At 48.2% G+C, this 12,278-nt stretch carries 10 protein-coding genes and 3 pseudogenes; 5 read left to right on the top strand and 8 right to left on the bottom strand.

The features are described from left to right. Positions 1-61: 61 nt before the first annotated feature. The 5 genes and pseudogenes from ruvA to sppA all read right to left on the bottom strand — a co-directional run bounded on the left by ruvA (position 62) and on the right by sppA (position 5,755). A pseudogene (ruvA, locus tag JCM12259_RS14675) lies at positions 62-675 on the bottom strand (Holliday junction branch migration protein RuvA). A gap of 343 nt (positions 676-1,018) precedes the next feature. Next, positions 1,019-2,085: pseudogene (gene thiL / locus JCM12259_RS14680) on the bottom strand (thiamine-phosphate kinase). A gap of 25 nt (positions 2,086-2,110) precedes the next feature. Beyond that, complete coding sequence (locus tag JCM12259_RS08725; protein ID WP_081784183.1) at positions 2,111-2,920, bottom strand: purine-nucleoside phosphorylase; 810 nt, start codon at positions 2,918-2,920, stop codon at positions 2,111-2,113. Next, on the bottom strand, positions 2,805-3,983 hold the full coding sequence (gene lpxK / locus JCM12259_RS08730; protein ID WP_025066169.1) for a tetraacyldisaccharide 4'-kinase: 1,179 nt from the start codon (positions 3,981-3,983) through the stop codon (positions 2,805-2,807). Before lpxK ends, JCM12259_RS08725 begins: the two co-directional genes overlap by 116 nt. Positions 3,984-3,985: 2 nt before the next feature. After that, positions 3,986-5,755: a signal peptide peptidase SppA gene (gene sppA, locus JCM12259_RS08735; protein WP_025066170.1), complete on the bottom strand. Its 1,770-nt coding sequence runs from the start codon at positions 5,753-5,755 to the stop codon at positions 3,986-3,988. A gap of 155 nt (positions 5,756-5,910) precedes the next feature. Between sppA and axeA1 the strand changes: the two genes are divergently transcribed. Then, a complete protein-coding gene (gene axeA1 / locus JCM12259_RS08740) occupies positions 5,911-7,335 on the top strand; it encodes an acetylxylan esterase AxeA1 (protein WP_025066171.1) in 1,425 nt (474 codons plus the stop codon). A 174-nt stretch (positions 7,336-7,509) separates the two neighbouring features. On the opposite strand, the gene JCM12259_RS08745 is transcribed toward axeA1, so the two are convergent. Genes JCM12259_RS08745 through JCM12259_RS08755 form a run of 3 tightly spaced genes read right to left on the bottom strand, consistent with a single transcriptional unit; the run spans position 7,510 to position 8,364 of the window. Further along, positions 7,510-7,785, bottom strand: a complete 276-nt coding sequence (locus JCM12259_RS08745; protein WP_025066172.1) for a hypothetical protein — start codon at positions 7,783-7,785, stop codon at positions 7,510-7,512. Positions 7,786-7,789: 4 nt separating this feature from the next. Next, positions 7,790-8,140 carry a phage holin family protein gene (locus tag JCM12259_RS08750; RefSeq protein ID WP_025066173.1) on the bottom strand — a complete coding sequence of 117 codons (351 nt, stop codon included), beginning with the start codon at positions 8,138-8,140 and terminating at the stop codon, positions 7,790-7,792. Between the two features lie 5 nt (positions 8,141-8,145). Then, positions 8,146-8,364: a YtxH domain-containing protein gene (locus tag JCM12259_RS08755; RefSeq protein WP_025066174.1), complete on the bottom strand. Its 219-nt coding sequence runs from the start codon at positions 8,362-8,364 to the stop codon at positions 8,146-8,148. A gap of 273 nt (positions 8,365-8,637) precedes the next feature. Between JCM12259_RS08755 and JCM12259_RS14685 the strand changes: the two are divergent. The 4 genes and pseudogenes from JCM12259_RS14685 (at position 8,638) to JCM12259_RS08775 (ending at position 12,114) form a co-directional block, all read left to right on the top strand. Then, positions 8,638-9,125: pseudogene (locus JCM12259_RS14685) on the top strand (SPOR domain-containing protein). 14 nt (positions 9,126-9,139) lie between these two features. Further along, positions 9,140-9,562 (top strand): Holliday junction resolvase RuvX, encoded by a 423-nt coding sequence (gene ruvX, locus JCM12259_RS08765; protein ID WP_025066175.1) that lies wholly within the window; start codon positions 9,140-9,142, stop codon positions 9,560-9,562. A gap of 12 nt (positions 9,563-9,574) precedes the next feature. Next, complete coding sequence (gene def / locus JCM12259_RS08770) at positions 9,575-10,138, top strand: peptide deformylase (protein ID WP_025066176.1); 564 nt, start codon at positions 9,575-9,577, stop codon at positions 10,136-10,138. Positions 10,139-10,143: 5 nt separating this feature from the next. Next, entirely contained in the window at positions 10,144-12,114 is a 1,971-nt protein-coding gene (locus JCM12259_RS08775) for a tetratricopeptide repeat protein (RefSeq protein ID WP_025066177.1), read from the top strand. The last annotated feature ends 164 nt before the right edge of the window (positions 12,115-12,278 follow it).

Here is a 12,278-nt window from a genome sequence, read left to right on the forward strand (position 1 = left end):
AAGGAATGCTATGATATGCAGCTGCCGGATTCTCAATGCTCAACTATCAATTATCAATCGGTCATTTGATTTGCTTCAAGGCCAACTTCACTACTTGTTCGACAGGCATATCGGGCTGTGCTTTTAAAATCTCAACAACCACCTTCGATGATGGCGCCGGCGAGAAACCGAGCATTGTCAAAGCCGAAACGGCTCATCTTTCACGTCGTTGTTCACCATCGTTACACTGCTTCCGTTGGCCGGGAGTTCCTGAGCAATACCCGCAGAAACAATTTTATCGCGCAGATCCACGATGATACGCTGGGCCGTCTTCAATCCGATTCCCTTCACAGTCTTCAGCATCCGTTCGTCGCCCCGCGATATGACGTCGCACAACTCACTCGGAGTCATCGCCGAAAGCATCATCCGTGCCGAATTGGCACCTACCCCCGACACCGTGACCAACAGCCGATAAAGCTCGCGTTCCTGCTTGGAGGCGAAACCATAGAGCGTAAAGGCGTCGTCGCGCCCACCCGTCACAAGGTTTTCGTCTACATAGAGTTTCACCGTCTTGTGGCCCTGGATGGCGCTATATGTGTTGAGCGAGATGTTGAGTGCATAGCCCACGCCGGCCGTCTCGACAACGGCGAGTGCAGGAGTTGCTTCGGCCAGTTCTCCTTTGATATATTCAATCATAGTTGTTTAATTTATCAATATCCTTCACCTATAACGCGCCGACGCCCCGTTTATTATATCCGATGGAGTGGAAATAAAGAGTGCATGCACTCTTTCAAATCAGTGCATGCACTGTTTTAAATTAGTGCATGCACTGTTTTGAATATATGCGTTGTCCGCCGAAAGGAGATGTTGACACCCCATGAGAAGTATACGACCACATGGGCAGCAGTCGTATACTTCTCGTCGACAGGTATACGACTGCTCTCTGTCGTCTATGGGAAGAGGAGACGAGCCGAAAAAAAGGCCATTCGTTGAGCGAATGGCCTTTTGACAAAGCTGCAATGGGAACATGCCCGATGCCTCATTGCAGAGGATTCCAGCCCTGGGCAGTCAGCGCAAACTCGGCATTGTCTCGCGTGACGAGCTGTGCGCCGAGAGCCTCCTTCGTGATATGCCCGATGAGCCTGACGTCCTTAATCGATACGATTTTCTCATGATCGCCGATGGGCACGGTGAAGAGCAACTCATAGTCTTCGCCGCCGTTTAGCGCACAAGTGGTGACGTTCAGATTCAGTTCCTCGGCCATTACAGCAGTCTGGTAGTCAATAGGCAGATTCTTTTCATAGATGCGACAGCCACAATGGCTCTGCTTGCAGATGTGAAGAAGCTCGCTGCTCAGACCGTCGGAAATATCCATCATCGCTGTGGGACGGATATTGGCCTCGCGCAGTCGCTCAATGATGTCGCCACGGGCCTCGGGTTGCAGCTGTCGTTGCAGCAGATACTCCTTGCCGGCGAAGTCGGGTTGGAAATCTTTCAATGCTGCGAGTGCACGCTGATCGTTTTTCTTCCGCGCCTCGTCCACCTGCTGATAATACACAGTCTTCTCGCGTTCCAGCAGTTGAAGCCCCATATAGGCAGCCCCCAAATCTCCGCTGACACAGATCAGATCAGTGTCTTTGGCACCATTCCGATACACGATCTTGTCGGCGCCAGCCTCGCCAATGCAGGTGATGCTGATGGCGAGTCCGGTGTAAGAAGACGTGGTGTCGCCGCCGACGATATCGACATTCCATTTGTCGCATGCTGCACGGAGTCCTGCATAGAAAGCCTCCATGTCCTCTACCGTGAAGCGCTTGCTCAATGCCAGGTTTACGACGAGTTGCCTCGGCATGCCATTCATGGCGAAGATGTCGCTGATGTTGACCATCGCCGACTTATAGCTAAATGTCTAAGATCAATATAGGTGAGATCGAAGTGCACGCCTTCCATCAGCATGTCGCTTGTGACGAGCACCTCTTGGTCGGGATAGTGGAGCACGGCACAGTCGTCACCTATGCCGTATCGGGTTGCCGTGTTTCGGGTTTTGATATCGTCGGTGAGATGATGGATCAAGCCAAATTCACCGAGTTTTGATATGTCTGTCATCAATTCACTTTTAAAGGGATGTGTCTTAACTCCGCCGAATCATCTCTCGCATGATCTCGGTCATCAGCGGTTGGGCATGGTTTGCAGCCTCTTGCACTTCTTCATGGCTCACTTCCACAGGCGTGTCTTCCAATCCCAAGTCGGTGATGATGCTGATACCGAATGTCTTGATGCCGCAATGATGTGCCACGATGACCTCGGGCACCGTACTCATTCCTACGGCATCGGCCCCCATCCGGTGATACATCTTATACTCGGCAGGAGTCTCGAAGGTGGGGCCTTGCACGCCCATATAAACACCGTGGACCACTCGGATGCCCTTTTCGGCAGCGATCTCGTCGGCCAAGGCAATGAGTCGCCTGTCATAAGCCTCGTGCATATCCGGGAAACGAGGTCCTGTCGGGAAATTCTTTCCACGCAAAGGATGCTCGGGGAAGAGGTTGATATGGTCGTCGATGATCATCAAATCGCCTATGTTGAAGTTGGGATTCATCCCACCCGAGGCATTAGATACAAACAGGGTTTTGATGCCCAACTCATACATCACACGCTCTGGGAAAGTGACCTGCTTCATGTCATATCCCTCGTAATAATGGAATCTCCCTTCCATTGCCATGATGTCCTTATCGCCCAGCTTGCCGAAGATCAACTTCCCGGCATGTCCCTCGACGGTGGAAACGGGGAAATGGGGTATGTCTTGATATGGGATGGCGTAAGAATCAGTGATCTCTGAAGCTAATTGGCCGAGGCCTGTCCCCAGAATGATGGCCGTTTCCGGCTTTGTTGTCATCCTTTCTTTTAACCAGGATGCTGTCTCTTGAATTTTTTCGTACATAGTTTATAATCTTATTGTTGAAGTTCTCTTCTTGGTCTAACATGAAGTGGATGCGTATGGGGAGTGCGAAAAGGTGCTGACGAAGCTCATCGCTCAACCCGCTGATCGTCTCTAAGCGAGTTGCATCTTTCTCGGTTGTAATCACTAATTTGGGGGATGGCATAGCGGCGAAAGTTTCGTTGATATGCCGGATGTCTTTTTCGGTGAAAAGGTGATGGTCGCCGAATGTCAATGGGGTGATGCTATGGCAGTATGGTTTGAGATCGAACATCATCTGTTTGGGCGATGCTATGCCCGTGAGCAAGAGCACGTTTTCTTGTGGGGACACGCTTTCAAGCAATCGCTTAGTCCCCCCGAAAACTGGCGTCAGCGGTTCGTAGTCGATCGTTGTGAAAAATAAGTCTTGATAAGGAAACAGGTTCATCGCTTTGACAAGCACTCGGAATTCCATCGGTTTGAGATCCTTGGGACACTTGGTGACAATGACAATGTCGGCCCTTGATTTCCCCTCTTTCGGTTCGCGCAACCGACCGGCCGGCAACAATTTATCATAGATGATCAATCGATGATAGTCCACGAGCAGGATATTGATTCCCGGCTTGACATAACGATGTTGAAAGGCATCGTCAAGCAGTATGACCTCTACGTCACTGGTAGCGGAGTCAGTCGTGAGTCGTTGTATGCCTCGGGTTCGTTTCTTATCGACGGCCACATAAATATCAGCAAACTTCGTCTTCATCTGATAGGGTTCGTCGCCGATTTGTTGCATCGTTGCATCTCCATCGGCCAGCAAATAGCCGCGTGTCTGTCGTTTATAGCCACGTGATAAGACCGCCGTCTTAGCGCGATCTTTTAGCAGTCGAACGAGATATTCAATGTGGGGCGTCTTTCCGGAACCGCCGACGGTGATATTGCCGACAGCTATCACAGGAATATCAAACGCTTGCGATTTGAGGATACCCATGTCAAACAATCGGTTGCGAACTCGCACGCCGAATCCGTAAAGCCAACTCAATGGCAACAACCACTCGTTGATCCTGATGAGATCACCCTCTGTCCGCATCCCTATTTGATGTTGAAGTAGAAAGGTAGGCGGGCTTGTAAGGCGTCTAATTGATTCATTTGCTTGAGCAACATCACCGGTTCGTAATACTCACCGAGTGTTGCTCGCATCTTGCTATCGAGATAATTGCCGCCTTCGAATGTGTTGAACAACTGATCTAACCAGTCTGTCGGTCTGGGATAAGAGGTGGTATGGTATTCTGTGAGTTTAGCTAACTGCGCTGCCTTTGCCACTGCTGCATCGATCCCTCCCAATTGATCGACGAGCTTGATCTTCAAAGCGTCCTCTCCGGTAAATACATGTCCTTGTGCAATTTGCTCCACCTGATTCGTGGTGAGATGTCTGCCATCAGCCACCCGACTTCGAAACAAGCTATAACCACGGTTGATATAATGCTGTAAATAGCCAGACTCCTCTACATTCATGGGGCGTGCACTGGTCCCAAAAGTTGAGTTCTTATTGGTTTTCACCTCGTCAAACTTGATACCTAACTTCTGAGTGAGCAACTGACTACGGTCGGGGATGATCCCGAAGATGCCGATACTACCTGTGATTGTTGTGGGTTGAGCCACGATCCAATCGGCATTGCAACTCATATAATAGCCGCCCGATGCTGCCATACCGCCCATCGACACCACGACGGGTTTCTTTTTCTTCATCTCGGCTACCTGATGCCACATCTGTTCGGATGCATACGCACTGCCACCACCTGAATTTACGCGGATGACAACGGCTTTCACATCGTCGTCTTCCATCAAATCTGCAAGGTCCTTGCACACTTCTTGTGCCACGATTTGATGTTTGCTGCCGATCCATGTACCTGTTATTGGCGTGTCTACGATATCGCCGTAAGCATAATAAACAGCAATCTCTTTACCTTCCTTCTTTTCTTTGACGTTCGACATATCCGCGATACTCAACTGATTAATGTCGTCGTCTTGATCAATATCGAGAAGCTTCTTCACTTCTTGCTTGATTTGATCGGTGTAAAGGAGACCATCCACCATCTTATATCTCACCAACTGCTTAGGATCATCAAATGTAACGAGACGATCGGCGTATGCGTTGAGCGAATCAATAGAGATATGTCGGCTTGCCGAAACTGCTCGACAAACATTCGACCAGAGGCTATTGAGATAGGCTTGTGTCTGTTCCCGATTGGCAGCAGTCATTTTGTCTTCGGTGAACATCTCCGTAGCGCTCTTGTATTTCCCCACTTTCAGCACTTGCATTCGTATGCCCACCTTGGCTAACAAATCTTTAATAAAGATGGGTTGAGCAGCAAGTCCGTGCCAGTCTATCATTCCTTGGGGATTCAAATAAATCTTTGTGGCAGCCGACGCCAAGTAATAAGTCCCCTGTGTGTAAGTGTCGCCATAAGCGATCACCCATTTATGACTTTTCTTGAAATCGAGCAACGCCTGGCGAATCTCCTGTAAAGAGGCGAAGTCTGCACTGAAAATGCCGGCTTCGATATAGATACCCTTGATATGATCATTGTCTTTGGCTTTCTTGATAGCAGCCAGAATATCGTTCAGCCCCATTTTTCCGAATGTGCTGCCAGTAAACACTCTGAATGCATCTTCTTCTGATTGCTCCTGCAATTCACCGGATAAGTTGAGCACGAGAACCGATTTATCCGCAACACTTTTCGTTGCTTCATCGGTCGAAATCATGCCGACAACAGTTATCACACCGATAAATCCCACAACGATTGAGAAGATAAGCAACCCCACAATGGTTGCAAGTGTATGCTTCAAGAAATCTTTCATATAACAGAAATACATTAAGTTATTGCTGCAAAGATAGCAAAATAAACGACAACCTGCGACTGATTGCTCTCTTTTTTTTGCCCTTTCGACATAAGTTTACACGTGTTTGTCGTAATGAATGAATAGAATAAGGTATATTTGCAATCGTAAATTGAATGACAATGAAGATGAAACAAATGTGTCTTTTGGTCGGGTTGCTGTTGTGTTCTGCCTGTACAACAGCACAATCTACGGCCCAAATGTTTGAGCTGAAAAACTCTTCCGACGGGCAATCTGTATTAAAAGTTTTCCTTCCTACGGCCGAAAAGGCAACAGGAAAAGCTGTGGTGGCTTGTCCGGGAGGTGCTTATCAAACCCTGGCTTGGCAAAAAGAGGGCACTGATTGGGCCGAATTTTTCAATGAACGGGGCATTGCTCTTATCGTGTTGAAATACCGGATGCCGAACGGCGATCGCACGATTCCACTCTCGGATGCTGCTCATGCGATCAAGACCGTGCGTGACAGCGCTGTGCGGTGGCATCTCAACCCCTATGATGTAGGTATTATGGGCTTCTCTGCCGGCGGCCATTTGGCAGCCACGATGTCTACGAGTGCAGCCTGGGCAGTGCGTCCCAACTTCACGATTCTGTTTTATCCGGTCATCACGATGTTACCACGTCATAGACATGAGACTTCTGCCTGTCGGTTTTTGGGCGATCAACAGAACAACAAATCATTGACCGAACAGTTTTCAAACGAACTTCAAGTGCGTCGGCATCTCACTCCTCCAGCCTTCCTGATGCTCACAAACGACGACCGCGCCGTGTCTCCCGTTTACAACGGAGTGGCTTATTATCAGGCAATGCGACGCGCCGGCAACGAGGCAGCCATGGTCATTTATCCCACGGGCGGGCATGGATTCGGTTTCAGCAAAGACTTTGCCTATCATCAATTGATGCTTGATGAATTGTCTGCATGGCTCAAAACCCTTAAAGCTCCGGCTCCAAACGCAGTGCGAGTGGCTTGTATCGGTAACAGCATTACAGATGGAATGGGGATCGACATGGCTGAAATTTATGGCTATCCGGCTGTGTTGCAACGCAGATTGGGTACGGGGTATCATGTGAAAAACTTTGGTGTGTCTGCTCGCACACTGTTAAACAAAGGTGATCATCCCTACATGCAGGAACAGGCTTGGCATGATGCGCTCGCCTTTAATCCGAATATCGCCGTGATAAAATTAGGTACCAACGATTCGAAAGACCATAATTGGAAACACGGAAATGAATTCGAACATGATCTGCAACAGATGATCGACAGTCTGAAAGCATTGCCCGCACGACCTAAAATATATTTGGCTTATCCGTTGAAACCGTTTAAACCGATGTGGACAATCAATGATTCGGTGATCGTCAAAGCCATGATCCCTATTATAAATAAGGTGGCACAGAAGAACAAAGCAACGGTGATAGATCTCCATTCGCTGATAACCGATGAGCGGATGATGCAACAAGACGGCATACATCCTAATCAGGAAGGTGCTCAAAAAATAGCCGAGGCTGTGGCAGCAGCCATGAGACGGTCTGCAATTAACCATTAGTTGCCTCACAATTAAGCATAAAACGCACGGCAACTAACCGTTAAACGTCATGTAACTAATGGTTGGTTGCAGCGTGTTTAAATAGATGGTGACGATTCATTTATCATCCGATGCTCACTCTTTCACCTCTCCATCCGTTTTATTTTGGGCGCCAGGGCGATTCGTTTACATCGGTCAGCGCTTGCGAAACAGACTGCTGCCGTTGAATTTTCGGTATAATTTCCACCCAAGAATTAGGCCGTCTACAACGCTCGTACCGGCATTCAGCAATCCCATCAAACGCTTGGAAGGACTCGCATCGTTGACTTCCGGTTGGTGGAAAAGATCGTTCCACAAAGTTCGGATCTGTTCATCGACTTTGCAAATATCCTCATGCAATGCCTCTTTGCGCATGCGAATCTCGGCCAAAGACTGATAGGGAGCCGGTGAAGTGCGGTCGATATGATTCATTGTCTTACCTCTCCATTAATAGATTTGCAAGAAAACCAACCAGCGGATGCTCTATCCACTGTCTGCGGAAGATGATGCATAGCAACAGAATAAACAGGTATCCGCCTGCCACTACACAGAAAGCGCCGGCGGCTCCCATGCTGGGCACCAGGGCATAAGCCGCTGCAAATGATAAATAAATCACTGCGAGCAATAGCAATATGACCAATGTGAATGTTATGGCAGCCACGGTCAAGAGTCTGACAATCTTCTCGATTACATCGAGCTTCACGTATTCCGTCTGAAGCCCGATGTAATGCTTGAGCACCTCTACGAGTTGCCCGATCGTCTCAATGTTCTTATCGTTGGAGAACATCATGGTCACTCAGCCATCTCTCCGGCTGCATCTTTAATGTCATCCACCAAGTCGGCCACTTCTTTCCGGCTTAATTTGATATTGTGTTTGTTGCAGAAGCTATCCACAGCATCTACAATCCGTGTACGTGTTTCAGCTCCCTTTTCGGGTGCAACCAACAAACCGAGGGCAGCTCCGGCAATAGCTCCGCCTAAGAAAGCCCCAATGTAACCTAACGTTTTCATCTCTTATTAATTTTAATTAGACAAATATTTGTGTTCGTTTTCAGCTCAATGATACCGCGATATGTACGCGATGCCGTATCGCTTTTTGAAAGCAAATATAATAAAATGTTATGAGTGGTGCACGAATTAGGCTATATTTTTTGTTAAAAAGGTTGTATTTCCTTGATTTAACAAACTTTATGCGGCTGTTCTCTTTTTGTTTATCAGATAATTCGTAACTTCGCACTGTTTAAAATTGAACATAAGTAGAACTTCTAATAGCTAAGTAAGATGATGAAAAAAGGTTTTATTTTGAGCGCCGGTTTGGTTGCAGCTCTGATGTTGGCAAGTTGCGGATCGAATAAAGAGAGCGCTTATAAAAAGGCTTACGAGAAAGCCAAGGCACAGGAACAGGCACAAGGCAGCGTGGCACAAAACGATGCTCCCGTGGTGGCTCCATTGGAAGAGAAACCTGTCACACAGTCGACCGTTACGGATAACTATGATAACGTGGTGGCTCGAACCGAAGATGTGACTTTGGTCAACGGCTCGGGACTGAAAGCTTACAGCGTGATTGTGGGTTCGTTTTCGGTAAAAGCCAATGCGGAAGGACTTCAGAACACTCTCAAATCGGCCGGTTATGATGCGCAATTGCTTATAACTCAAATCGGAATATGTATAGAGTGGTTGCTGCTACTTATGACACGAAAGGCGAGGCAGCTCGCTCTCGCGATGCTTTCCGCGCAACTTATCCCGATGCGTGGTTGCTTTTCAAAAAATAAGTTGAACTTCATACGTGGCACGTTTACTTTCCATTGATTACGGGAAAAAGCGTACCGGACTGGCAGTCACCGATCCGTTGCAGATCATTGCAGGAGGATTGGCGACTGTTTTTACATCCGAACTTTTTGCGTTTCTGCAAGACTATGTTCGGCGGGAAGCTGTGGAACGCATCGTGATCGGCGAACCGCGACAGACCGACGGGTCGCCGAGCGAGAATTTAGAACGGGTGAAACAATTTGTGAATCGTTGGAAACGGGCCGTACCCGATATTCCTATTGAGTTTTATGATGAGCGTTTCACGTCGGTTTTAGCCCACAGAGCGATGTTGGATGGCGGTTTGCGCAAGAAAGCTCGACAAAACAAAGCATTGGTAGACGAGATTAGTGCTACCATTCTTTTGCAAGATTATATGCGTGCGCGGCACCCATCCGTTTAATGATTGACGATTATGATATTACCTATATATATATATGGACAACCCGTTTTGCGGAAAGTGGCTGAGGATATTCCTACGGATTACCCTGACTTGAAACAGTTGATAGCCGACATGTTTGAAACAATGGATGCGTCGGACGGTGTCGGATTGGCAGCACCTCAGATCGGGAAATCGATTCGAGTGGTTGTGATCGACCTTGATGTATTGTCTGATGATCTACCCGAATATAAGGATTTCCGCAAGGCTTACATCAATCCGCACATCCTTGAAACGGATGAAGCATCTGAGAAGAAGACGTTGGAAGAAGGTTGTTTGTCGTTGCCGGGCATTCACGAGAATGTGACCCGCCCGACAAGAATCCATGTCAGCTATCTTGACGAAGAACTGCATGCACACGATGAATGGGTAGAAGGTTATTTGGCTCGCGTGATGCAACACGAGTTCGACCACTTAGACGGCAAACTCTTTATTGATCGTATCTCGCCGCTTCGTAAACAATTGATTCATGGCAAGCTCAAAGCAATGTTGCAAGGACGCTATCGTTGCGGTTATAAAACCAAGCCTTTGCGCAAATAAAAGATATGCGGAAGTATGTCATTCTTTTGTTGTTGTCTGTCGTTTCGATAGGAGCACGTGCCCAATTCAATACCGACAGACTCTTGACAAGTGGAGAGATAGCACTCCACTATGAGGATTATGTGCTTTCAATACAATACTTCAACCAGGTTATTGCGCTCAAACCTTATCTTTATCAGCCGTGGTTGTATCGCGGTGCAGCCAAGTTTTATTTAGACGATTTTACCGGGGCGGAAGCCGATGCCACACAAGCCATCAAGCTGAATCCCTATATTGATGGCATTTATGACCTGCGGGCGATTGCACGAATCAGACAAAAGAAATACGAACAGGCCATCACCGACTATTCGGAAGCCATCAGAATCAGTCCGGCTAACCGCAATTACTGGTTCAATCGGGCCGTGTGTCGGATGAATGTAAAAGACTATCAGGCGGCTCATCACGAAGTAGACACAATCGTCAGACGCTGGGCAAAGTTTGCCAATGCCTACTCGCTCAATGCCGAACTTTATTTACAGGAGAAAGATACGGTGCAGGCCGCTAAGTGGCTCGACAAAGGGTTGGCCGTGGATCCGTATGATGGTGACGCCTGGACCACGCGGGCTTACATCAGTTTGGCGCGTAAGCAATGGCGCGATGCCGATAAATTCCTGAGCAAGGCGCTACACATTAAGCCCAAAGCAGTCAATAGCTATGTCAATAGAGCATTGGCCCGATTCAATTACAACAATCTCCGTGGGGCGATGTCCGACTATGACATGGCGCTCGATTTAGATCCCAACAACTTTCTGGCGCATTACAATCGCGGCCTGCTCCGAATGCAGTTGGGCGATGACAATCGTGCGATTATCGATTTCGATTACGTCATCAAGATGGAGCCTGGCAATGTCTTGGCCATCTTCAATCGTGGAATTTTGCACGATAAGACGGGTAATCTCCGGGCAGCCATTCGCGATTACACGGCTGTTATCGACCAATTCCCCAATTTCTGGACCGGACTCCAATATCGCGCTCGCTGCTATCGACGCCTCGGAATGACTGCGCAGGCCGAACGGGATGAATTTCGTATCTTTAAGGCTCAGATGGATAAGCACGTCGGTTTGCAGAACCGATGGAGCCAAACGAAGGCCAAACTCCTACGCAAACGTAGCGAAATCGATCCCGAGAAATACAATCAAATCGTCGTGGCAGATGAGAATACGATCGAGCACGAGTATAAAAGCGAATACCGCGGACGTGTACAGAATCGTTCGGTCGAGACTTCGCCAATGCCGATGTATATGCTTTCTTATTTCAAGTATGCCAACGGCGTTAAATCATATCAAGCTTTCGACCGCGAAGTTGAGACGTTCAACAACACAGAGAAGCCCGCACGCCATCTCTATGTCACCTGCAATCCGCCGCAACTCAATGAAGTCCAGACTCACGCTTTCTTCCATTCCATCGACAGCCTGTCGGCTCTTATCGACGCGCAGCGCAGTGTCGATCGGGCGAAACCACTTTTATTGCAACGCGCCGTAGCCTATTCGGTAATGCAGAATTACGATGCTGCCATCACCGATCTCACAGCTTACGCTCAGATAGACAGCACGTCGGCCATGGCCTATTATCAACGCGGCGTGTGTCTGACGATGATCAGCGAGTTCAATGTTTCGCAAGGTATGAATGCGCAGTTGCAGATGGCACGTGCGATAAACGATTTCGACACGGCCGTTAAGCTCAGTCCGAAGAACGCTTATATCTATTTCGACCGTGCCAATCTCTATGTCCGGCAAAAGAATTACGGAAAAGCGATAGACGATTACACCACGGCCATCGCCTTGAATGCCAATTTAGCCGAGGCATATTACAATCGCGGGCTTGCCCGTATGCAGTCGGGCGACAAACCAGGCGGCGTAACCGATCTCAGCAAAGCCGGCGAATTAGGACTTTACAGTGCATACAGTATTATCAAGAAAAGCGGCTCCGAAAAATAATTTTCTCATCAAACGTTTGCACGGTTAAGATTTATTACTTACCTTTGCCCCCGATTCTTCGCCTTCGCCTCCTTCGCCCCCTAAGTTAGGGGGATGGGGTCTGAACAAGCGAGAGGCCGATCAAAAAGAGCAATCAAGAGATGATTAAACAAACAAATATAAAC

It is taken from the genome of Hoylesella enoeca JCM 12259, from assembly GCF_000613405.1.
In the GTDB taxonomy this organism is placed as follows: domain Bacteria; phylum Bacteroidota; class Bacteroidia; order Bacteroidales; family Bacteroidaceae; genus Prevotella; species Prevotella enoeca.

What these genes read in the sequence shown, in the direction of transcription:
- JCM12259_RS08755 (WP_025066174.1), bottom strand. Translation starts at nt 8,364, where the DNA reads ATGAAAACGTTAGGTTACATTGGGGCTTTCTTAGGCGGAGCTATTGCC.
- sppA (WP_025066170.1), bottom strand. Translation starts at nt 5,755, where the DNA reads ATGAAAGATTTCTTGAAGCATACACTTGCAACCATTGTGGGGTTGCTT.
- JCM12259_RS08745 (WP_025066172.1), bottom strand. Translation starts at nt 7,785, where the DNA reads ATGAATCATATCGACCGCACTTCACCGGCTCCCTATCAGTCTTTGGCC.
- lpxK (WP_025066169.1), bottom strand. Translation starts at nt 3,983, where the DNA reads ATGCGGACAGAGGGTGATCTCATCAGGATCAACGAGTGGTTGTTGCCA.
- axeA1 (WP_025066171.1), top strand. Translation starts at nt 5,911, where the DNA reads ATGACAATGAAGATGAAACAAATGTGTCTTTTGGTCGGGTTGCTGTTG.
- def (WP_025066176.1), top strand. Translation starts at nt 9,575, where the DNA reads ATGATATTACCTATATATATATATGGACAACCCGTTTTGCGGAAAGTG.
- JCM12259_RS08725 (WP_081784183.1), bottom strand. Translation starts at nt 2,920, where the DNA reads ATGTACGAAAAAATTCAAGAGACAGCATCCTGGTTAAAAGAAAGGATG.
- JCM12259_RS08775 (WP_025066177.1), top strand. Translation starts at nt 10,144, where the DNA reads ATGCGGAAGTATGTCATTCTTTTGTTGTTGTCTGTCGTTTCGATAGGA.
- JCM12259_RS08750 (WP_025066173.1), bottom strand. Translation starts at nt 8,140, where the DNA reads ATGTTCTCCAACGATAAGAACATTGAGACGATCGGGCAACTCGTAGAG.